The organism is Bradyrhizobium sp. 87 (assembly GCF_023073015.1).
Lineage (GTDB): Bacteria > Pseudomonadota > Alphaproteobacteria > Rhizobiales > Xanthobacteraceae > Bradyrhizobium > Bradyrhizobium canariense_D.
On record NZ_JADPIQ010000134.1, the window covers coordinates 41543 to 62983 of the forward strand.

Consider the following 21441-nt stretch of genomic DNA (forward strand, 5'->3'; position numbering starts at 1 on the left):
CGCGTTTTCGGCTGTTCTAGGACAGGATCGCTGGCGCATTTCCATGCTGCTGCACACATTCTTTTTTTGAACTATAAGGCCGCCGCGAGACCACGCAGTGCCTGGCTTATCTAGCCAGGCACCCACGGCGCAGCAGGGATAGATTTCGCCGAGCCCTACTCGGCGGCGATTGCTGTTCGCAATTCTGCATCCTTCGCCGAACGCTCATAGGGGGCTGGCTTGATGCGAAACCAGGCCACATAAAGCGCAGGAAGGAACAGCAGGATCAGGACCTTGCCAACTGCCGTGCCGCCAATCAGCGTATAAGCCGTCGATCCCCAGAACACGGAATGCGTCAGAGGAATGAAGGCCAGCACGGCGGCAAGTGCGGTCAGGATCACCGGCCTGGTGCGTTGCACGGTGGCTTCGATGACGGCGTGATAGTCATCGAGGCCGGCAGCACGATTCTCCTTGATCTGTTCGGTCAGGATCAGGGTATTGCGCATCAGGATGCCTGCCAGTCCGATCAGGCCAAGAATGGCGTTGAACCCGAACGCAGGATGATGAAGACAGGGTAACGGCCCGTTCGCGAACGGCGATCGCGGAAAGATTAAGGTTCATCTGCTAACTTACAATTGGCTGGGCGGCAGCTTCCTTGAGGCCAGCTGCCGCTTGGGCGGCAAGCCCGCGCGCGGCTTCCTGTGAATCTTGAAATTCCTCGAGGGCATGGACTCTGCCCCACCGCAGGGTGAACACGTGGAGACCGCGGTTGACGTACGAGCCGTCGCCATCGAGCAGCGTTGCGGTGCCGTCCCATTCGACAAACACGGTGGTGTTCCAGGGCCAGCCCTTCACCCAGACGTTGTTGACCCTGATATGGAGCGTGGGCAGGACGCGTCCGAGCCGCTCGAACCAGCGGCGCAGGGCCGCTTTGTCGTGGCGCTCCCCGCCCAACGCGTGATGGCCGGAAACACGGTGATGGATGTGCGGCGCGACCGCCTTCACCGCTTCATCCCAGCGATGGTTGTTGACATGGTCGAAGGTCTTTCGGATTTCCTGCTCGACGATGTAGCTGTACATGTGCTTCTCCAGCGGCTGGGGCGGAACGATTGAGACTCTTCAGTTGCTCCGGCTTTCAGCGGCGGTCCTGACACGAGCGCCCTCCTGCAGGAGGTGAGCGCCGAGCGAAACAATTGGATCACCAGAATTCAAGCCGGAGATCACGGCGGTTTCGTCGGTCACCCGAACAAGCTTGATCGGCCGAAAGCGTACGGTTGAGGTGGCGCTGTCGAGGATCCAAACTCCGGTCTTGCGGCCATCATCGAGCACTGCTCGGAGCGGCACCTGAACTTGCGGCTCGCTCGTTTGGCTCGGTAGCCGAATGGTCACCGTCGCGCCAAGTGGTGCGGCCGCGGCTTCACCGTCCAGGACATACCGGGCTTCATAGGTTCGGGTCTGGGCATCGGCGGCGTCGGACAATTGCCGCAAACGCGCCGTATAGCGCCACCCTTCGGCTGCTCCGTACACGCTGGCCTCGGCCACGGAGTCGATTGCCGGCCGGATCGTTTCAGGGAGCGCGACCACCGCCTCGCGAGGACCGGCCTTGGCAATCCGAACAACCGTCTGGCCGGCCGAAACGACCTGCCCGGGCTCGCCAAGCGTTTCGACCACCGTTCCGTCCGCGTCCGCGACCAGGATCGAGTACGTCGCCTCGTTCTCGGCAACCCGTGCATCGGCTTCAGCGCTCGCAAGCTGCGCCTCGGCCGTATCCAGCGCGGCCTTGGCTTGCTCGTAGCGCTGTCGGGAAGCCCAGCCGTTGCTCACCAACTTGGCGTATCGCGGTTCGTCCGCTTCGGTCTGCACGACGGACGCGCGCGCGGCAGCAACGGCGTTGCGCTTCGCCGTGACCGCAAGACGAAGGTCGGTTTCGTCGATCCGCATCAGCGGCTGACCGGCTTTGACCTGCTCACCGGTATTCACAAGCCGCTCCACGATCTTGCCGGGAACGCGAAAACCGAGGCTGCTCTGCACCCGCGCCCCGATCCGGTCACCCGCGCCCGCGGCCGCGATCCTGACGATCGGGGCTTCTTGCCTCGGATCGCTCACGGCCGAGGCCGCCGGCGCGCGAAGCGTAACGAATGCGGCCACCGCGCATCCCGCGATCAGGACGCTCCCCAGCACGATCATCTGTCGCTTTTTCATAACGTGGCCTCATGCCAGATAGATTGCGTTCGAGCTCTATACCGGATAATAGATGTCGAACGCAATCTAAAATGGGGAGACCAATGATGCGAGTGAGTCGCATTCAGGCTGAGGAAAACCGGCAAAACGTCATCAATGTCGCAAGCCGCCTGTTTCGGTCGCGGGGATTTGACGGCATCGGCCTCAAGGACCTGATGGAAGCTGCCGGGCTGACCCAAGGCGCATTCTACAAGCAGTTTGAGTCAAAGGAGGACCTGGCCGCGCAGGCGTCGACGCGCGCGCTGGAGAGCGCCACGCTGCGATGGTCGACCGCCATCGCCGCGGCCCCTGAGGATCCCCTCGGGGCGGTGATGGGGTTCTATCTCAGCACGGATCATCGCGACGAAAAGATGGACGGTTGCCCGATCGTGGCGCTCGGCTCGGATGTGGCCAGACAGAGCAGCGAGGTGAAAGCGTCGTTCGAAGGCGGGATCAAAGCGCATATCGAAATCCTCAGCCGCCTGATTGCCGAAACGAGCGACGAGGAATCCAGGAGCAAAGCCATGGCCATTCTTTCGACGATGGTCGGAGCGTTGACACTCTCACGCGTCGTCAACGATCCCGATCTCGCTCAGGCCTTTCTGGAAACGGCGTCGCGACAGATTCGCGACACTGTCGCCGCTTGAAGATCGGTGCTTGATAACTCACAGGGAGAACGCAAATGCGCAAAGCAGGGATACACAATTTTCCGGCGATCGACCGTGTCGTTTACGGCAAAGCTGCGTCTGAGGCCTTGAACGATGAAGCGGTGCGGCTGGATGCCAAGCGCGTCTTCCTGATCGTCAGCCGCACCTTGAATACCAAGACCGACGAGATCGAGAAGATCCGGCGTGCGCTCGGCGAAAGACATGTCGCGACCTTCGATGGAATTGCAGAGCACACCACGCGCAAGCAAGCTGCCGAGGTTGCCCGTCAAGCCAAAGACGCCGGAGCCGACCTGGTGGTCGCCGTCGGGGGAGGCTCGGCGATCGATCTCGCCAAGATCGTCATCATGGCGATGGAACATGACATCCGTGACGAAGCGGGTTTCGATCCATTTCCCATGGGCCCGGGCGTCACCGTCTCTCCGTTCCGATCGCCAAAGGTTCGACAGATCGCGGTGCCATCCACGCTGAACGGCGGCGAATACAATGCAGCAGCGCTCGTCACCGATGAACGCAGCAGGCTGAAGCAGATCTTCTTCCATTCTCTGATGATGCCGGTGGCGATCATTCTCGACCCTGCCCTTACCGTCCATACGCCCTCGAAGCTCTGGATGGGATCGGGAACGCGCTCGATGGACCACGGCATCGAAGCATTGTGCTCACCCGCCGGCACGCCGCTTAGCGACGAGGTGGTCCTGGCCGGCATCCGCACGCTTCGGGAGGGAATGCAACGGACCTTGCAGCAACCCGATGATCTGGAGGCGCGTCGACTGTCTCAATATGGCGCGTGGCTCGCCGCTTTCGGCCTCCAGGCGCGGGTCCCGATGGGAGCCAGTCACGGCATCGGCCACGTGCTTGGCGGGACCTTCGGCGTACCACACTATTATTGCACACCGGTCATCATGCCGAGCCTACTTCGCTACAACAAGGCGTTCACAGAGGATGCGCAAACGCGCTTAGCAGCGGCTCTTGGCGAGCCGGGCATGGAAGCGGCAGCCGCCTTCGCAGAATTCACCAGGAGACTTGGACTACCCGGTCGCCTTGCCGACGTCGGGATCGGCGAAGACAATTTCGAGCAGATCAGCAAGATTGCGATCAATCATCGCTTCGTGCAGGCCAATCCGCGGCCTTTTAAAAGCGAAGCCGACATCGTCGATCTGTTGCGAATGGCCGCCTAGCCAAATCCGAATGAACTGATACTTGCCCAAATTGACGTGCGGGAGAATCCAGCCATGACATCAGCTCCGCGCCCACGCCGGCAAGTAGGGCCGGCGACGCGCCGGCAACCGTCTATCAACTGTTCATGCAGGAGAGCGCGGATGCTGCCCGCTGGCATGAACATCCACGGTGGAGAAAGCCGTAAAGACAAGGAGGCGATCCCTTGCTCAACCTGTCACATGACTTCGACGCAAGTAAACGAACCGGCTCCCGCTCCGCCCCGCGCCGGCATCGACTGGCAACTCGCTCCCGTTGACTTCATCCGGTTCGGAAAAAGCGGCGCCGAGATCTGCGCGCAAATGAAGGATCCCAAGCGCAATGGCGGCCGCGATGCCGCCGGGCTGGTCGAACATCTGCGCCATGACGCTTCGTTGAACGGCTTCATTCCGCACGGCTGAGCGCCCGGCACAGGTCGGACGACGCCACCAGGCAGCTTCGAGAATCGTGTCAAGGACGTCGCCTTATGGGGGACGGCCTGACAACCTTGTCCGAATTGATTAGATTCGTTTTGCCGCATGCGAAGGCTGGATACGAACATATGACCGGCATGATCTGTGGACTTGAGACGGCCGTCGCGCCGCGCGCACGGGCGCCATAGCTGAGCAGCAACGCGTTGAGTCCGATCAGATCAGGCTCGACCTGCCGCGGCTGAGAATGTCGCCTGCGCCTTTGTCGCCGACGATCCTGCCGTGTTCGTACACCACCCGGCCACGGGCGATCGTCGTTACCGGCCATCCGGTGACGTCGAACCCTTCCCATGGCGTGTAGTCCGAACCGTGATGCAGATCGGCCTGCCGAATAGGCTTCTTCAATTTGGGATCCCAGAGCACGATATCCGCATCGAAGCCGACGCCGATCGAGCCCTTGCGCGGATAGAGGCCGTAGATGCGCGCATGGTTGGTCGCGGTCAGCTCGACGAATTTTTGCAGGCTGATCCGTCCCTTCGACACGCCTTCGGAGAACAGAATCGGCAGCCGGGTCTCGACACCTGGAATGCCGTTCGGCACCCAGCGGAACGAGGTGCGGCCGTTCGGCGTCAGCTTGCCCCTGGGATCGTCGTAACGGAACGGGCAGTGATCGGACGAGAAAGTCTGGAACACGCCCGTGGTGATGCCTTCCCAGATCGCCTGCTGGCTTTCCGCGTCGCGCGGCGGCGGCGAGCAGACATATTTCGCGCCTGACATGTCCATGTTCAGACCCTTCATGTCGTCAGCCGTCAGCGTAATGTATTGCGGGCAGGTCTCGGCATGAACAGGCAATCCGCGCTGCTGAGCCCAGCGCACCTGCTCCATCGCCTCGCGCCCGGAGACGTGCACGATCATGATGGGAACGCCGATCACCTCGGCATGACTGATGGCGCGATGCGTGGCTTCGCGCTCGACCGCCTGTGGCCGCGACACGCCGTGATAATAGGGCGCGATATGGCCCTCGCGTTCCAGCTTGGAGGTCAGGAAACGGATGGCGTCGTAACCCTCGCAATGGACCATCACCAGCGCCTCCTCGCGGCGCGCGACCTCGAAGACCTCGAGCAGCTGCTTGTCACTGAGCACGAGGTCGTCATAGGTCATGAACACCTTGAACGAGGTGTAGCCGTCCTTGACCAGGGCCGGCAGCTCCTGCCCGAGCACGACCGCGGTCGGATCGGAGATGATGAGATGGAACGCCGTGTCGATATAGCACTCGCCTTCGGCAAGCTTGCGGTAGTTCTCGACGCAGGTCCGCAGCGACGTGCCCTTCTGCTGCAGCGCGAACGGCAGCACCATGGTGTTGCCGCCGGCGGCTGCCGAACGGGTCGCTGAGGCGAAGTCGTCGGCCATCACCACGTCGGGGCCGGAGGCCTGCGAGATGTGGACATGGCTGTCGATCCCGCCCGGCAGGGCCAGCAGCCCGGTCGCGTCGATCTCGCGCGCTGCGCCTTCGAGATGATCAGCAATGCTGACGATGCGGCCGTCGCGAATGCCGATATCGGCGCGGAACTCGTCGCTGGCCGTCACGATGGTGCCGCCGCGAATAGCAAGATCGAGCTGCGTCACAGGAGTCTCCATCACTTGATGACCGTCGATGTCTGGAAGATCCGCCCCCAGTCGGCAAGAGCCCCGGCATCGCCGCCGGCGAGCTCCAGGGTTCGCCACAGCGTGACCGCTACCGAATCGACCACCGCGACATTCAATTCCCGTTCGAGCGAAGCCGCCAGCGCGGCGCCGTCGAGGTTGGTGCAGAGGATGACGACAGCATCGGCGCCGTCAGCCGCCACAGCGCGGATCATGCCAGCAATCGTCGCAGGCGCGACCTCGCCGAAAGAGAAATTGTCGCGCAGTCCGAGGTGCCGCTCCGCGTGCGGGGCGATCCCCTCCTCGGCCCAGACGTGACCGATCCGCCGCTGCACGTCGTCGGTATAGGGCGAGACCAGGCCGACACGTTTGGCGCCGAGCGCGCGAGCGGCATCGATGCAGGCGAGCGTGGAGGTCGTCGCCGGCACGCCGGTGCGCACCGTGATTGCCTCGCAAAGGCTCCGGTCTCTGCCGATGCCGAGCCAGCTTGCGGACGTACCGTTCCAGGCGATGGCATCGACCTTCGCATCGGCCAGCAGGTCCGCCGCAGGCAGCATCACCGAGGCGTCGAACTGGTTCAGCGCGGCGGCGTCGAGTGCGATCTCGGTGACGCGGAAACGCGAGAAATGCGCGGTGACATCGGCCACGCCGGCGAGCATCGCACTGGTGACGGGCTCCAGCACCGAATTGGAGGACGGCGTGATCATGCCGAGGCGTTTGCGCACAATTGACATCGATCGCAGTCGCTCCGTTGCGGCGAAAGCGCTCCTCCGCTTCCTCAAAAGGATCATCCGCGTCCGCATCGGTCCACGCAACCCGCAATCTGCATGCTGCATACAATTTATTCGATATGCACGTGTTTTGAGCCACATACGTCTTCTATTTGGGCACCTCACGTGAAGGAAATTAGCTACGATCGCACGTCAGCAGGAAGGCCGGCGTGCCGCAAAAATCCGAACCCAACCCGGGCCGAAAGTCGCCCAAACTCAAACGGATGGGCCTGCATGAGCGCGCCGCCGCGCGGATGCGGACGATGATCATTCGCGGCGAGCTGCCGCCGGGATCGCAGACCCAGGAAACCAGGCTGTCGAAGGAGCTGGGCGTATCGCGCACTCCGCTGCGCGAGGCGATGAAAGTGCTCGCGGCCGAGGGATTGATTGAGCTCCGCCCCAACCGCAGCCCGCGCATCGCCGACCTCGCCGTCGACGGCATCTCGGAATTGTTCGAGGCGCTGGCCGGCATCGAGCGGCTGGCCGCCGAGCTCGCCGCCGAGCGCGCCACCGAGCGCGATCTCGCCCGCCTGCGCACGCTTCAGACCCGCATGGAAGGTCATCATCGCAACGGCAAGCTCGACGAGTACTTCGCCATCAACGGCGAGATCCACGACACCATCGTCCGCATGGCGCGCAACACGCCGCTGCGCGAGGCGCACGTGACGCTAATCTCCCGCGCCGAGCGCGCGCGTTACCTCGCGCTCGGCGCCGACCGGCGCTGGAGCAATTCGGTCGACGAGCACGCCGGCGTCCTTGCCGCGCTCGAGGCGCGCGATAGCGAAACCGCAGGACGCCTGCTCGGCGCCCATGTTCGGCGCACCGGCACGGCGCTGCTCGAAGTCATCGCGGCCTCTCAAGCCAAGCAGACGGCGGCGCAATCATGAAGCTGCTGCTGCTCAACCCGAACACCAGCACCGCAGTCACCCAGTTGATGACGGATGTCGGGCAGCGCGCGGCTGCGCCCGGGACCGAGCTGATCCCCTGCACCGCGACCCGCGGCGTGCCCTATATCTCGACACGCACCGAGGCACAGATCGGCGGTGCCATTGCGCTGGAGATGCTGGCCGGGCAGCATCGCAAGGTCGACGCCGCGATCATCGCCGCCTTCGGCGACCCCGGCCTGTTCGCCGCGCGCGAAACCTTCGACATTCCCGTGGTCGGCATGGCGGAAGCGGCGATGCTGACCGCCTGCATGGCCGGACGGCGTTTCGCCATCGTCACCTTCGCCCAGGCGCTCGGCCCCTGGTACGAGGAATGCGTCCGCGCCCACGGGCTGTGGGAGCGCTGCGCCGGCATCCGCATGCTCGATACGCCGTTCCAGGCGATCTCCGAGGTCGGCACCGAGAAGGAGGATGTGCTGGTCGATCTCGCCAGGCGCGCGATCGTGGAGGACGACGCGGACGTCTTGATTTTTGCAGGTGCGCCGCTCTCGGGCCTCGCCGAGCGCGTGGCCGACCGGATCCCCGTCCCAGTCGTCGATCAAGTCATCGCGTCGGTGAAGCAGGCCGAGGCCCTGGTCGCGCTTCGCCTGCGCAAGGCAACCGCAGGCACGTACCGCCGGCCCGCCGCCAAACCCACCCTTGGTCTTGCCGATGCGCTCGCCGCCCGGCTCGAGCATCGCGATAACTAGGGGAGCTGCGGCCAGCGATGCGAAAAACCAAGCTTGTTCTCAATCGTACGGCCGAAGGCAAACAGGCGGGATTCGCATCCCGGCGGTGCAATGATCTGGATACCGAACGGCAGCTCGTTCTCCGCTCGGGGGGCCGGCAGGGTCAGCACCGGGAAACCGACCAGCGACACGATGAAGGTGACGGCGAGATAATCGATCGGCGTCTCCAGCGCCGCGCCATCGATCGTGGTGACGTCGCTGATCTCATTCGGCCAGGGCAAAACGGACGCCGCCGGCGCTACCAGGAAATCGGCGCGGCTGAACAGCTCGCGAAAGCTGCGATAGATCGCGGTGCGGCGACGCTCGGCATTGAGATAGTCCTCCGCGGAGAGCTTTGCGCCCGCCTCGATATTCCAGATCACGGTGGGCGTCAGCTCGGCGCGGCGCGACTTCAGCAGCTCGCCATAGCCGTTGGCGATGTGCGCGGCGCGCAGCGTCCGAAATGCCTCGATCGCACCGCCGCAATCGGGCGCGGACGGCACCACATCGGCCACGGCTCCGAGCGCCTCGCAGGCCGCGGCGAAACGTGCACGGACATCGCGCGCGACGGCCGCGATCCCGAAATCGGGCGTCGCTGCGATCCGGGGACGCACTGCAACCGGCCGATCCTCATTGACGACACCGATCGAGAGTGGGTCGTGCACATCGCCTCCCCCACAGATCGACAGCGCAAGCTCGAGATCGTCGACGCCGCGGGCGAGAAAACCGTGGGTGGCGAGCATGTCCCAGCCGAGGGGGCGATGCGGCGCCGGGATGCGACCGGGCGTCGGCCGGATCGAGGCGACGTCGCAAAAACTTGCGGGCGTGCGCACGGAGCCACCGAAATCGGTGCCATGGGCCAACGGCACCATGCCGGCCGCGACCGCAACCGCGGAGCCACCGGAAGATCCACCCGAAGTCAGTACCGGATCGAACGGATTGCGCGTCGGCCCGCACAATTTGTTGGTACAGACCGCGCCGAAGCCGAATTCGGGTGTGTTGGTCTTTCCCAGAATGATCGCGCCAGCGCGCCGCAATCGCGCGACCACGAGATCGTCTTCGGCCGGAATATGATCGCGGAACAGAGCCGATCCGTACGTGGTCGCAACCCCCGCAGTGTCGGTGAGGTCCTTGATCCCTATGGGCACCCCATGCAGCGGGCCGACCCGCGTTGGCGCGGCGTCGCAGATATCAGCGGCACGGCGGGCCCCCTCCGCATCGACAGTCACGAAGGCCGCCAATTGGCTATCAAGACTCGCGATCCGCGCCAGATGCGCCTCGACCGCGTCGCGCGAGGAGAGTTCGCCCTTCGCGAGGGCGCGTGCGAGGGCCGTGGCAGTGAGGTCGCAAACCGATCGATCCGACGTCATCACCCCACCATGCCAAACCTCGCGGCGAAAAGCGACCGGTGCGGGCATGAGACTTGCTTTCTACTCCGGGGCAACGGGAGGCAACACCATGGCTGAAGCGCAAGGCGGCCGATCGCTCGTGGTCGACGCCGTCACCCACCGCTATCCGAGCGGCGCGCTCGCGGTCGAGAACATCAATCTCAACATCAAAGGGGGCGAGATCATCGCCCTGCTCGGCCCCTCCGGCTGCGGCAAGACTACCCTGCTGCGCATCATCGCCGGCTTCATCGCGCAGACGCAGGGGCGGATCATCATCGGCGACGACATCGTCGACGCGCTACCGCCGAACCGCCGCGCGGTCGGCATCGTGTTCCAGAACTACGCACTATTCCCCCATCTCAGCATCAGCGAGAACGTCGCTTATGGGCTTGCCGCGCGCGGGATCGACAAGGCGACCCGCCAGCGCGAAGCACAGCGCTTGCTGGATCTGGTGCAGCTGCCGACCATGTCGGAACGGTTGCCACGGCAGCTCTCCGGCGGCCAGCAGCAGCGCGTCGCGCTGGCCCGCGCGCTCGCGATCAAGCCGTCAATCCTGTTGCTCGACGAGCCCTTTGCCGCGCTCGACAAGAATCTGCGGCTCGACATGCAGATCGAGGTCAAGCGGCTCCAGCGCGTCTCCGGCATCACCACGCTGATCGTGACCCACGACCAGGAAGAAGCGCTGTCGATGGCCGACCGCGTCGCCGTCCTGAGCCACGGCAAGCTCGAGCAGTTCGGGTCGCCGTCGGACGTCTACGACCGGCCGCAGACCCTGTTCGTCAACACGTTCGTCGGCGCCAGCAACCGCATGCCCGGCGTGGTCGTCTCGGCAGACCGCACGGCCGCAAAAGTCCGCCTCGATGCCGGCGCGGAAATCATTGCGCGTCCCGCCGGCGGCGCTCTCACCGAGGGCGGCCGCGTCACCGTGTGCATACGCCCCGAGCATCTGCAATTCGTTGGCGACGAGACCGGCTTTGCCGGCGTGGTCGGCATGTCGCTGCCGTTAGGAGCCACCGTCGTCCACGAGGTCACCACCGCGGACGGCTCCGGCGTCAAGATCTCCCAGGCGCGCATCGGCGAGACGCGCACCCTGGAGAGCGGCGCCGCGGTGCGCCTCGCGCCGCTCGCCCCGTCGCTCGCAAACGCTTTTCCTGCAACGCTTTGAATTCAGTTTTTGTCCAGAGGGAGTTCGACCATGATCATGAACCGCCGAAGCCTGATGACGACCGCACTCACACTCGGCGCCATGAAGGCGTTTCCCGGACTGAGCTACGCCCAGGCCCGCCCGCTGGTGTTTGCGACCTTCACCGGAAGCTGGGAGGAGGCGCACAAGGCCGTGCTGGTGCCGGCCTTTCGCAAGGCGAACGCCGATGCCGCGATGGTGCTCGACCCCATGCTCTCGGTCGACCAGATCGCCAAGGTGAACGCCGCCAAGGCCAATCCGCCGATTGACGTCATGCTGCACGATCCCGGCCCGGCCCTGGTCGCAATCGGCCAGGATCTGGTCGAGCCATACCCCGTCGAGAAGAGCGCCTATTACAAGGACCTGATCGCCGAGGCCCAGGAGCCGATGGGCCCTGCCCCCTTCTTTCAGGTCGTCGGCCTCACCTACAATCCGGAAGCCGTCAAGACGCCGCCGACCTCCTGGGCCGATCTGTGGAAGCCCGAGTTCAAGGGCCGCGTTGGCATCACCAACCTTAACTCGACGCTCGGCACCGGCTGGCTGGTCGAGATCGCCAAGATGCGCGGCGGTTCGGAAGCCAATGTCGATCCCGGCTTCAAGGCGATCGAGGAGCTGAAGCCCAACCTCGCCGCGGTCGCCGCCAATCCCGGCGCGCTCGCCACCCTGTTCCAGCAGGGCCAGATCGATATCTCGCCCGGCAATTTCAACGCCATCCAGATCCTGAAAGCGCGCGGCGTGCCGGTCGAGTTCGTGGCCCCGAAGGAAGGTGCCATCGCCTTCAAGACCACGATCCACATCGTCAAGAACTCGCCCAACCGCGAGCTCGCCTTCAAGCTGATCGAGGCGTCGTTGACCCCGGAAGTGCAGACCACGCTGATGAACCCGCCCTACCTGATCGTGCCGACCAATTCCAAGGTGGCGATGGGCGGCGAGATCGCGCGCGTGCTCGCCAAGGACACGGCCGAGCTGAAGCAGAAATTCGTGTTCCAGGACTGGAAGAAGATCAACGAGCAGCGCTCGGCCTGGATCGAGCGTTTCAACCGCGAGATCAAGATCTAGAGCTTCAAGGACTCATGATGGGCACAGCACCGGCATCACGAGACGTCACGTCCTACGGGATGGGATTGGCAGCGCCGCTGGCGCTGTTCTTCCTAGTGTTCTTAGTGGCGCCGCTGCTGCAATTACTGTGGCTCTCGTTGCACAACGACACGGCCGCGCTCCATTGGGGACTCGGCCAGTATCTGCACTTCCTCACCGATCCCTTCAGCCTCAGCGTGCTCGGCTCGACGCTGCTGCTTGGGGCCGAGGTGACGGCCGTCTGCCTCGTGCTCGGCTTTCCCATCGCCTGGCTTTACCAGCGGGTCGGGCCGCGGCTTCAGACCATCATCATCCTGATCGTGCTGCTGCCGCTTTTGACCAGCGTCGTGGTCCGTACCTTCGCCTGGATCGTCATCCTGGGCCGCCAGGGCATCATCAACGCGACGCTGCAATCGCTCGGCATCATCGAGACGCCCCTGAAACTGCTCTACACCCAGTTCGGCGTCGTCCTCGCGCTGGCGCAGGTGCAGATGCCGCTGATGACGCTGCCGCTGATCACCGCGCTCGGCCGGATCGATTCCAATCTCGACGACGCCTCCTGCTCGCTCGGCGCTGGAAGCTGGCGCACGTTCTTCCGGATCGTGCTGCCGCTGTCGCTGCCCGGCGTGATCGCCGGCTGCACGCTGACCTATGCCGCCGCGATCACGGCCTTCATCACCCAGTCGCTGATCGGCGGCGGACAGATGCTGTTCATGCCGATGTATCTTTACCAGCAGGCTTCGACCCTGCAGAACTGGCCGTTTGCCTCCGCAATCTCGATCATCTTTTTGCTCGCGGTGCTCGCGGTCGTCTCCGTCTTCACCACGCTCGGCCGCCTGTCGCGCGGCTATGGAGGTGCGTGATGAGCGGGCGCAAGCGCACCCTGGAGGCGTTCAGTTTCGAGCTGGTCATGAGCCTGATCGCCGCGATTGCGCTGATCATCATCATCGCGCCGTCGCTGGTGGTGCTGATCGTCTCGTTCACCAGCGGCTTCTCGCTGCGTTTTCCGCCGCCGGGCTATTCGCTGCGCTGGTACGCCGAATTGTGGAACGCCTGGCAGCTGCACTTCGCAGCCAAGAACAGCCTCATCGTGGCACTGTGGGCGACGGGCCTGTCCGTGGTGCTCGGCGTTGCCGCCGCGCTCGCGATCTCGCGCTCACCGACGCTGTCGGCGCGGCTGCTCGATTCCCTCTTCATGTCGCCGCTGGTTCTGCCGGCGCTGGCCTTTGGCCTTGCCGCGTTGATGCTGTTCTCGCTGGTCGGCCTGCCGGTGTCGCCGTTGACGCTGGTAATCGGCCACACCGTGGTCTGCGTGCCCTATGTCGTGCGCAATACGATTGCGGCGCTTGCCCAGCTGGAGCCGACCCTGCTGGAGAGCTCGGCCGTGCTGGGCGCCGGCCGCATCTACACGTTCCGGCGCATCGTGCTGCCGCTGATCCGGCCGGGCATCATCGCGGGCGCCTTCATCGCCTTCATGTCGTCCTTCGACAACGTGCCGGTGTCGCTGTTCCTGCGTGATGCCGCCACCGACATGCTGCCGATCCGGATGTGGCAGGACCTCGAGGGCAAGCTCGACGTCACCATCGCCGCGCTGTCGGGCGTGCTGATCATTGCAACCGTCGCGTTGGTCGCGATTATGGAGCGCGTCACGGGGTTATCGCGGCGGCTGACCAACTGATCAGGCGCCGCGGAACAGCGAATAGCCCCAGCGCGTGAATTTCAGCGGCAGGTGAAAATGCTCGTCAACATTCTTGATGCGAAAGCGGAACGGCGTCACCGTGAGAAACCCGTCGCGCTCGCCAAAGAACTCGCCGAGATGAAACAGGACCTCATACTCGCCCGCCGTCACGCCCGCCCCCTGCGCAACGGGATGATCGAGCACGCCGTTGACACCAAGCCGTCCGTCGGCGACGCGCAGCGAGTCCGGATCGATCCGCCAGATCTCGACGCGCAGACCCTGCGCCGGGCGTCCGCTCGCCACATCGACCGCGTGAATGGAAATGCCACCTGCCACAATGTTCCCCCCGAGAGCGCTGCACCATGGTAGACGCAAACACGGCCGTTCGACCAGCGCCCGCATTGCTGCCCGCGCTTGGCGCCACGACCTCATTGCAGGCGCTGGTGGCTCTGGCTCTGTTCGCGCCGGGCGTGGTGGCACCGCGCGCCCATATCGAGGTCTGGCAGCTCTCGATGTTCTCCTGCGCCGTGTTCGCGGTCGGCATTCCCGCCTCGTTCTGGGGCGGCGGCTTCATCGCCCGCCTGGGCTCGATGCGGATCGCGAGCCTCTGCGCGGCGGCGATCATCGCCAGCATGGCGCTGGCTTCGCTCGGCTCGACGGCGGCCCTGCTCGCAGCCGGCCTCTGTCTTGGCCTCGCCTTCGGACCGGAGACGCCCGCAAGCGCGGTGCTGCTGGCGCGGCTCGTGACGGCCGAGCGGCGCGCGTTCGTGTTCTCGGTTCGCCAGACCGGAAACCAGATCGGCGCCGTCTGCGGCTCGCTGGTTCTGCCCGCGATCGCAATCTCGCTCGGGCCCGCCTGGTGCTATGCCGCCGTGGGCGCCTGTGCGCTGCTGGCGATAGCGTGGTTCGAGCGCCTGCGGCCCGCCTACGCCGTCAAGGTCGTGCCACTGCCGGAGCTTAGCCTTCGCACGCGGCTGGCACTGGTGATCGCGGACCGGCGCATCGCAATGCTGGCGCTGGCCTCGATGCCCTTCAGCGCGATGCAGGTGTCGCTCAATACGGTCTTCGTCACGCTCGGCACCCGCGAGCTCGGCCTCAGCCATGTCGAGGCCGGCATGGCGCTTGCTTGCGCCCAGGCCGGCGGCCTGATCGGCCGGCTCGGCTGGGGCTTCGTCGCAACGCGCCTCAATGCCTCGCGCGGAGTTCTCGTCGTCATCGGCCTCGGTATGACGTTCTGCGCCGCGCTGCTGGGTCTCGATGGCGTATCGCTCGGGCGGACCGGCCAGTTCGCGATTGCAACTCTGTTCGGCCTGACGGCCTCCGGGTGGAACGGTGTCTTCGTCGCCGAGATCGCACGCCTCGCCCCGCAGGACAGGATTGGCGAAACCACCGGCGCGGTGCTGACCGCATCCTACGCCGGCCTCTTGGCAGCACCGGCGCTGGTGTCCTTCCTGGACAGCGCAGCCAGTCTCGGTGCCGCCTTCTTCGCCTTGGCTTGCCTCGCCCTCTGCGGCACATTGGCACTGGTCTGGGGAGGCCATGACAAAGGGAAGAAGTAGCGCGTGCGAGATTGCGGCCGACGTCTCCGCCGGACGAACGAGTGCGGTCGAGACCGCCAAGGCCGCGCTTGCGCGCATCGAGGCCGCCAAGGCGCTGAACGCAGTGGTGACGACCGCTCCTGCGCGTACGCTTGCCGACGCCGCAGCGGTCGATGATCGCCTGCGTGCCGGCGAGACGATGCCGCTCGCCGGTGTCCCCGTCGTCGTCAAGGACAACATCTGGGTCCGTGACTGGCGTGTGACACAGGGCTCGCGCCTGTTCGCCGAATTCGTCGCGCCGCAGGATGCGATTGCGATCGAGCAGCTGCGCAAGGCCGGCGCCGTCGTCGTCGGCATCGGCGCAACGTCGGAATTCGCCTGCAAGGGCGTGACCACCTCGCCGCTGTATGGGCCAACGCGGCATCCGCTGGATCCCACGTTGACGCCCGGCGGCTCGTCGGGCGGCCCTGCCACGGCGGTTGCGGCCGGCCTCGTGCCGCTAGCGATCGGCACCGATGCGGGCGGCTCGAGCCGCAGGCCGCCGGCCCATGTCGGCGTCGCGGGGTTCAAACCGTCCTATGGCGCGATCCCCTATGGGCCAGGCTTCGCCGAACCGTTTTTCGGCCTCTCCGTCATCGCGCCGATCGCCACTGACGTTGCCGATATCGCGCTGGCGTTCGAGGCCATGGCCGGCGTCGATCCGCGCGATCCGGATTCAGCCGGCATCGCTCAAGAGGCCAAAAACATCGCCGGTCTGCGCATCGCGTTCTCGCCGCGCCTTGGGCTCGACGTCGCCGTCGACGATGTTGTCGCTGAAGGGCTCGCTTTCGCCATCGCGCGTCTCTCCGCCGCTGGCCTCAGCATCGCGCAGCGCGATCCCGTCTGGCCGGCGGGCGCGACGGAAGAGGCAATCATGCCGCTTCAGCAGGCCGGCCTCGCCGCACTCTATCGAGATGCCTTCCGCGAGGATCCGACCGTGTTCGATCCTGACATCGCCAGACAGATCGAGCGAGGGCTGTCGTGGTCGGGCGCCGACGTTGCCGGTGCGCTGCTGGCAAGCGCCGCAATCGCCAATGCTTTCGCGGCATTCTTCACCGAGGTTGATCTGCTGCTGGCGCCAACCGTTCCCTGTGTCGCCTGGCCATTCACCCAGCTCGGACCCGACATGATCGGTGGCCGCGCGGCGAGCCCGCGCGCGCACGCGGCGTTAACGCCCTTTGTCAATCATGCTCGTCTGCCGGCGATTTCGCTGCCGTGCGGAACGGATCGGTGCGAACTTCCATTCGGCCTTCAGGTCATCGCCGCGCGCGGACAAGACCGCACGCTGCTTGAAGCAGCGCAAGAGATCGAGGCCATATTGCGAACATAATCCCGAGAGGCGGGCGGTGGGCTAATTGCCCGCTCAGTCTCCCAGCGGCCCTTTGGCGTCCCCGTCGCTCCCCTTCAGCAACTCGTATTTGATCCGCCGCATGCGCGCCTGGGCTTCGAGCGGTTTGCAATAGGCAGTTGACGCCGCAAGCAGATCGATGGTGGCGAGAAATGCATAGCGCGACGCCGTCGGCTTGAGCGCGTCGGGCGCCTCGGGCACGTGTACGCCAAGCGCAATATCGGCGATCGAGGCCAGCCTGCTTTGCGGCTTGGTAATTGCGATGACCAAGGCGCCGTATTGCTTGGCGATACTGGCTGCCTCGATCACCTCGTTGGCTGCACCGGTGGTCGAGATGGCAACGACGACATCATCCCGTCCGAAGGTCGCGGCAATCATGCGCATCAAGCTCGGATCGGAGGCATGCGAGACGGCAATCCCAAGACGAAAGAACCGGTTCTGAACCTCCGCCGCCGCAAGAGTGGAACCGCCCCCCACCCCGAACGCTGCAAGCTTCGAACAGCGGGAGATAGCTTCGGCAGCCCGCTCGATGTCCTCCTTGCGAAGTCCCTCCTCGGCAGCGGCAATTGCACGGCGAATTTCCTGAAACACCGACCGCCAGAGCGCGGGGCGCGCCAGATCGGTCCCGACATGCGGGGGAAGCTCAACGTAAATCCGCCCGACCGCCATTGCTTGAGCCAGCCTCACCTTGAGGTCGCGGACGCCCCGGCAACCGACGGAGCGGCTGAACCGGGTTACCGTCGGCTCGCTGACGCGCGCCCGACGGGCCAACTCGGAATTGCTGGCGTGAACGGCAAACTCCATATCGGCCAGCAGCACCGTGGCAACGCGTTGCTCGGACGGGCTGAGGCTTAGAGCGCTCTGCCTGATGAGGGAGATGATGTCGCCGGCCACGACATTGTCGTCGCCGGGCGGCTTCGAGATTGCTGCACCAACGGCTCTCGCCGGGTGATTTCGCTTTGCACGCGCCATTGCCCGCCCTTTCCCAGGTCAGATCAACCTGCGCCCTTGGCAAGAAGCTGCCGTAAGAAACCTTCAGCATCGACCAAACGTATATCGGCATGCCACATCAATAACAGCATTTTCTGCTTGATAATTGCCAAATTGTGTATGTAACTTTCAAACAAGCAATAGCGTGCCGTCAGCCCAACAGCTGAAAGGCACATCCCTGCACCGGGAAGCAGGCGGCTCAACAAGGCGGGAGGGCGATCATGAGATACGGTCCAAGTGTCTTGATGCGTGGCGTCGTGGGGCTGGCCACCGCGTCATTTTTGATTGCGCAGGCCAATGCCGCCACCCTGCTACGCGAAGCCACCATCGGAGAACCGCCGCCGCTCGATGTCATGCTGACGACCGCCGACGTCGCATCGGTCATCGGCCGCCACATCTTCGAGACCCTGTATGCGCTAGACTCGACCTATACGCCGCGTCCGATGCTGGCCGAGAGCGATCGCACGGAAGACGGCGGTCGGACCATCGTCATCAAGCTCCGCGAAGGAGTCCTCTTCCACAACGGCAAGGAGATGACCGCCAAGGACGTAGTCGCCTCGATGACGCGATGGGGCAGTTTCGGTGCACGCGGCAAGCTCCTGATGGCGGCGGCTACGTCGGTCGAGGCGACCGGAAAGTATGAAGTCACGCTGAAATTGTCCGCGCCGAACGGCGCCTGGAAGGCTCTCATTGCGGACGTCAATGGCGGTCTTGCGATCTATCCGGAAGACATAGCCGCCAAAGCGGGGAACCGGCCGATCGAGCAGAAGGACTATATCGGCACCGGGCCCTACAAGTTCGTGGAGTGGCGGCCGAACCGCTATGTCGAGGTGGAGAGGTTCGAGGGCTACAAGCCGGTGAAGGAAAAGGGTGACGGCTTCGCCGGCGCCCGCGTTGCGAGCTTCGACAAGATCCGGTTCATTCCGGTGCCTGACGTCGGCACGCGCGTGAGCGGCGTGCAGGCGGGTGACTACGACTATGCGGAAATGATCTCCGGCGATCTGTACGAGTCCCTGAGCAAAGATCCATCGGTCCAGGTGCAGCGTACCAACGCGCCGATCTTCGGCCTTTTCTTCATGAACTCGAAGCAGGGAATCCTGAAGGACAATTACAAGCTCCGCCGCGCCATCCAGACCGCGCTGGACAAGTCGCAGGCGCTGCGCGTCGCCTTCGGTCCCAAAGACCTGTGGAATGCCGAAGGATCGATCTTTCCCAATGGCACCCCCTGGTACTCGACGGAAGGCGCCTCAAATTATAGTGCGCACGATCCGAAGAAGGCCAAGGAGCTCGCAAAGGAGGCGGACTACACGGGGACGCCGATCCGCCTGCTGGTCTCGACGAACTATCAGGCACACTATGACGAAGCCTCCGTCTTCACCCGTCAGCTGGCCGACGCCGGAATCAATGTTCAGATGATGGTCGTCGATTGGGCGACCCTTCTGAAGATGCGCGGCCAGCCGGAACAGTGGGACATCTTCGTCACGCACCATTCCTTCGCGCCGGACCCGCTGCTGCTCACGTTCCTGAATGCGAGTTATCCCGGCTGGTGGGACAGCCCCGAGATCGGCTCGCTTCGGGCCGAGTTGATCAACACGACCGATCCAGCCGCGCGCAAGTCGACATGGGACAAGATCCAGTCGCTGATCTATGAGCAGGTACCGGTGATGAAAGTAGGCGATGCCTACACCTACGACATTGCTTCTCCCAAGCTCAAGGGGCTCAACCCAAACGGTCCGGTGTTCTGGAATGTGTCCACGAAATAAGGACGGGCAATGAGGCCGCGAGGACTGTCGAGCGCCGGCGCCGGCGCGCATCGTTGCCGCTGACAGGCGCCCAATCACATGTGGTCTTACGCATTCAAGCGCGCAGGAACGACGGCGGTGACGCTGCTGGCAGCGTCCATCATCATCTTCGCGTTCATCCATATCGTGCCGGGTGACCCGATCTATGTTTTGCTCGGTGATACCGCGACTCCCGACCAGATCGACGCCTTGCGACACCAGCTCGGTCTCGACCAGCCGATCATCCTGCAATATCTCACTTGGGCCGGCCATGTGCTCGAGGGCGACCTCGGGCGGTCGATCTTCTTCCAGGCGCCCGTGCTGTCGATGATTGCCGATGGCGCCGAGACCAGCACCTTGCTCGCCACCATGACGATGATCTGGGTTGCCGTCATCGGCGTGCCGATCGGAATGATTGCGGCGGTCCGGCACGGCACGTGGCTCGATCAGGGATTGTCCGGTGGGGCGATGCTGATGGCCTCGATACCCACGTTCTGGGTCGGGCTCTATCTGATCCTGATCTTCGCCGCGTGGCTCGGCTGGTTTCCGAGCTCCGGCTATCCGTCGATCTTCGAAGGCGGTGTCGTCAATCTCCGCTATCTCGTCCTCCCCAGCCTGGCGCTTGCGGCTCCGAATGCTGCTTTGATCCTGCGGCTGACGCGCGCCAGCATGCTCGACGTCTCCCGGGAGGACTACGTGCGCACGGCGCGGGCAAAGGGAATCCGGCCGTGGCAGGTCGTGCGCCGCCACATCTGGCGCAATGCACTCCTGGCGGTCGTCTCGGCCTTCGGCTTCACCTTCGCCGCGCTGCTGTCCGAGGCGGTGGTGACCGAAACCGTGTTTGCCCTGCCCGGCATCGGCCGCCTCGTCGTTCAGTCGATCCTTCGCCGAGACTACCCTGTGATCCAGGGCGTCATCCTGGTCATCGTGGTGGTTTATCTCCTGATCAATCTGATCGTCGATCTGAGCTATCGTCTGCTCGATCCGCGGGTTGAACTTCAATGAGCAGCAACAGCGTGACATTGTGGCTCAAGCCGTTCATCGCCCGCCCGATCGCGCTGGCCGGGCTCGGCGTCCTTCTGGCGACTGTGCTCGCCGCGGTCTTCGCACCCTGGCTGTCGCCTTACGATCCGTATGCCATCGATCCCCTGATCCGCCTGACGCCCCCGAACATGACCCACTGGTTCGGCACCGACCAATTCGGCCGGGATACCCTGTCGCGCACCATTCATTCAGCACGCATGGCACTTTTGATCGGCTCGGGCGTGGTCGTCTTCGCTCTCGCGACAGGCGTTCCGGCCGGCGTACTTTCCGCACTGTTCCCGCGGCTGGGTCACCTGCTGATGCGCATGGTCGACGTGCTGATGGCCTTCCCGACTCTGCTTCTCGCACTTGGCCTGATTGTCATCTTGAGCCCGAGTGTGGCCACCGTCATTCTGGCCATTGGGATCGGCTACATGACGACGACGACCCGCATCGTCTACGGACTGACGCTGCGCTTGCGCGCGGAAACCTATGTCGAGGCGTCCCGCAGCATGGGCGCCGGAGCGGCATGGCTCATCAGTCGGCACATCTTGCCGAACCTGGTCTCGCCACTTCTCGTGCAGGCCAGCTTCGTCTTCGCGTTCGCGCAGCTCGGCGCGGCTTCACTCGATTTCCTGGGCCTCGGCGCCCCTCCGGACATTCCGAGCTGGGGCAATATGCTGGCGGAGTCACGGACCTTCATCACCCGCGCGCCGTGGCTGCTCTTCTTCCCGGGCATGATGATCGTGGCGACGGCATTTTCTCTGAACCTGGTCGGCGATGCATTGCGCGATCGACTCGATCCGCGGTTCCGTCAAGTCTTTGGTGAGAAGGGTTAGGCC

At 64.4% G+C, this 21441-nt stretch carries 22 protein-coding genes and 1 pseudogene; 14 read left to right on the forward strand and 9 right to left on the reverse strand.

Going from position 1 to position 21441, the window contains the following annotated elements; translation table 11 throughout:
* Positions 1-155: 155 nt before the first annotated feature.
* The 3 genes and pseudogenes from IVB50_RS36250 to IVB50_RS36260 all read right to left on the reverse strand — a co-directional run.
* A pseudogene (locus tag IVB50_RS36250) lies at positions 156-533 on the reverse strand (efflux RND transporter permease subunit); the annotation flags it as partial.
* 70 nt (positions 534-603) lie between these two features.
* Positions 604-1059, reverse strand: a complete 456-nt coding sequence (locus tag IVB50_RS36255) for a nuclear transport factor 2 family protein (RefSeq protein ID WP_018458764.1) — start codon at positions 1057-1059, stop codon at positions 604-606.
* 39 nt (positions 1060-1098) lie between these two features.
* The gene (locus IVB50_RS36260) at positions 1099-2181 is read right to left on the reverse strand and encodes an efflux RND transporter periplasmic adaptor subunit (protein WP_247299695.1); all 1083 of its coding nucleotides are present in this window, start codon (positions 2179-2181) and stop codon (positions 1099-1101) included.
* Between the two features lie 86 nt (positions 2182-2267).
* On the opposite strand from IVB50_RS36260, the gene IVB50_RS36265 reads away from it, so the two are divergent.
* The 3 genes from IVB50_RS36265 (at position 2268) to IVB50_RS36275 (ending at position 4480) form a co-directional block, all read left to right on the forward strand.
* On the forward strand, positions 2268-2846 hold the full coding sequence (locus IVB50_RS36265) for a TetR/AcrR family transcriptional regulator (RefSeq protein ID WP_026233656.1): 579 nt from the start codon (positions 2268-2270) through the stop codon (positions 2844-2846).
* A gap of 35 nt (positions 2847-2881) precedes the next feature.
* Positions 2882-4042 (forward strand): iron-containing alcohol dehydrogenase, encoded by a 1161-nt coding sequence (locus IVB50_RS36270; RefSeq protein WP_018458761.1) that lies wholly within the window; start codon positions 2882-2884, stop codon positions 4040-4042.
* A gap of 141 nt (positions 4043-4183) precedes the next feature.
* On the forward strand, positions 4184-4480 hold the full coding sequence (locus IVB50_RS36275) for a hypothetical protein (RefSeq protein ID WP_231188681.1): 297 nt from the start codon (positions 4184-4186) through the stop codon (positions 4478-4480).
* A 225-nt stretch (positions 4481-4705) separates the two neighbouring features.
* Here IVB50_RS36275 and hydA read toward each other — a convergent pair whose 3' ends face one another.
* Together hydA and IVB50_RS36285 are read right to left on the reverse strand one after the other, a co-directional pair.
* Positions 4706-6115: a dihydropyrimidinase gene (hydA, locus tag IVB50_RS36280; protein WP_026233655.1), complete on the reverse strand. Its 1410-nt coding sequence runs from the start codon at positions 6113-6115 to the stop codon at positions 4706-4708.
* Positions 6116-6126: 11 nt separating this feature from the next.
* Complete coding sequence (locus IVB50_RS36285) at positions 6127-6867, reverse strand: aspartate/glutamate racemase family protein (protein ID WP_018458758.1); 741 nt, start codon at positions 6865-6867, stop codon at positions 6127-6129.
* A gap of 206 nt (positions 6868-7073) precedes the next feature.
* Here IVB50_RS36285 and IVB50_RS36290 point away from each other — a divergent pair, with 206 nt between their 5' ends.
* The gene (locus IVB50_RS36290; RefSeq protein WP_018458757.1) at positions 7074-7790 is read left to right on the forward strand and encodes a GntR family transcriptional regulator; all 717 of its coding nucleotides are present in this window, start codon (positions 7074-7076) and stop codon (positions 7788-7790) included.
* Complete coding sequence (locus tag IVB50_RS36295; protein WP_018458756.1) at positions 7787-8536, forward strand: aspartate/glutamate racemase family protein; 750 nt, start codon at positions 7787-7789, stop codon at positions 8534-8536. Before IVB50_RS36290 ends, IVB50_RS36295 begins: the two co-directional genes overlap by 4 nt.
* Here IVB50_RS36295 and IVB50_RS36300 read toward each other — a convergent pair.
* Entirely contained in the window at positions 8533-9972 is a 1440-nt protein-coding gene (locus IVB50_RS36300; protein ID WP_247299697.1) for an amidase, read from the reverse strand. The two genes, IVB50_RS36295 and IVB50_RS36300, sit on opposite strands and share 4 nt — an antisense overlap.
* 40 nt (positions 9973-10012) lie before the next feature.
* Here IVB50_RS36300 and IVB50_RS36305 point away from each other — a divergent pair, with 40 nt between their 5' ends.
* From IVB50_RS36305 to IVB50_RS36320, 4 genes are read left to right on the forward strand one after another with little or no spacing between them, the layout of a single operon-like run.
* Positions 10013-11107: an ABC transporter ATP-binding protein gene (locus IVB50_RS36305; protein ID WP_018458754.1), complete on the forward strand. Its 1095-nt coding sequence runs from the start codon at positions 10013-10015 to the stop codon at positions 11105-11107.
* A 30-nt stretch (positions 11108-11137) separates the two neighbouring features.
* Entirely contained in the window at positions 11138-12184 is a 1047-nt protein-coding gene (locus IVB50_RS36310) for an ABC transporter substrate-binding protein (protein ID WP_007608710.1), read from the forward strand.
* Between the two features lie 17 nt (positions 12185-12201).
* On the forward strand, positions 12202-13065 hold the full coding sequence (locus tag IVB50_RS36315; RefSeq protein WP_026233654.1) for an ABC transporter permease: 864 nt from the start codon (positions 12202-12204) through the stop codon (positions 13063-13065).
* On the forward strand, positions 13065-13880 hold the full coding sequence (locus IVB50_RS36320; protein WP_018458752.1) for an ABC transporter permease: 816 nt from the start codon (positions 13065-13067) through the stop codon (positions 13878-13880). The genes IVB50_RS36315 and IVB50_RS36320 overlap by 1 nt, the downstream gene beginning before the upstream one ends.
* On the opposite strand, the gene IVB50_RS36325 is transcribed toward IVB50_RS36320, so the two are convergent.
* Complete coding sequence (locus tag IVB50_RS36325; protein ID WP_026233653.1) at positions 13881-14216, reverse strand: hydroxyisourate hydrolase; 336 nt, start codon at positions 14214-14216, stop codon at positions 13881-13883.
* Between the two features lie 26 nt (positions 14217-14242).
* Between IVB50_RS36325 and IVB50_RS36330 the strand changes: the two genes are divergently transcribed.
* Positions 14243-15439: an MFS transporter gene (locus IVB50_RS36330; protein ID WP_026233652.1), complete on the forward strand. Its 1197-nt coding sequence runs from the start codon at positions 14243-14245 to the stop codon at positions 15437-15439.
* The gene (locus IVB50_RS36335; RefSeq protein WP_018458749.1) at positions 15420-16787 is read left to right on the forward strand and encodes an amidase; all 1368 of its coding nucleotides are present in this window, start codon (positions 15420-15422) and stop codon (positions 16785-16787) included. The genes IVB50_RS36330 and IVB50_RS36335 overlap by 20 nt, the downstream gene beginning before the upstream one ends.
* A gap of 33 nt (positions 16788-16820) precedes the next feature.
* Here the strand turns inward: IVB50_RS36335 and IVB50_RS36340 are convergent, their stop codons facing one another.
* Both IVB50_RS36340 and IVB50_RS36345 read right to left on the reverse strand, forming a co-directional pair.
* On the reverse strand, positions 16821-17699 hold the full coding sequence (locus IVB50_RS36340) for a MurR/RpiR family transcriptional regulator (RefSeq protein WP_247299698.1): 879 nt from the start codon (positions 17697-17699) through the stop codon (positions 16821-16823).
* A 101-nt stretch (positions 17700-17800) separates the two neighbouring features.
* Positions 17801-18001, reverse strand: a complete 201-nt coding sequence (locus IVB50_RS36345; protein ID WP_157643066.1) for a hypothetical protein — start codon at positions 17999-18001, stop codon at positions 17801-17803.
* Positions 18002-18016: 15 nt separating this feature from the next.
* Between IVB50_RS36345 and IVB50_RS36350 the strand changes: the two genes are divergently transcribed.
* The 3 genes from IVB50_RS36350 (at position 18017) to IVB50_RS36360 (ending at position 21438) form a co-directional block, all read left to right on the forward strand.
* The gene (locus IVB50_RS36350) at positions 18017-19558 is read left to right on the forward strand and encodes an ABC transporter substrate-binding protein (protein WP_026233651.1); all 1542 of its coding nucleotides are present in this window, start codon (positions 18017-18019) and stop codon (positions 19556-19558) included.
* A gap of 78 nt (positions 19559-19636) precedes the next feature.
* Positions 19637-20581, forward strand: a complete 945-nt coding sequence (locus tag IVB50_RS36355) for an ABC transporter permease (protein ID WP_018458746.1) — start codon at positions 19637-19639, stop codon at positions 20579-20581.
* An 11-nt stretch (positions 20582-20592) separates the two neighbouring features.
* Positions 20593-21438 (forward strand): ABC transporter permease, encoded by an 846-nt coding sequence (locus IVB50_RS36360; protein WP_240543193.1) that lies wholly within the window; start codon positions 20593-20595, stop codon positions 21436-21438.
* Positions 21439-21441 lie beyond the last annotated feature (3 nt).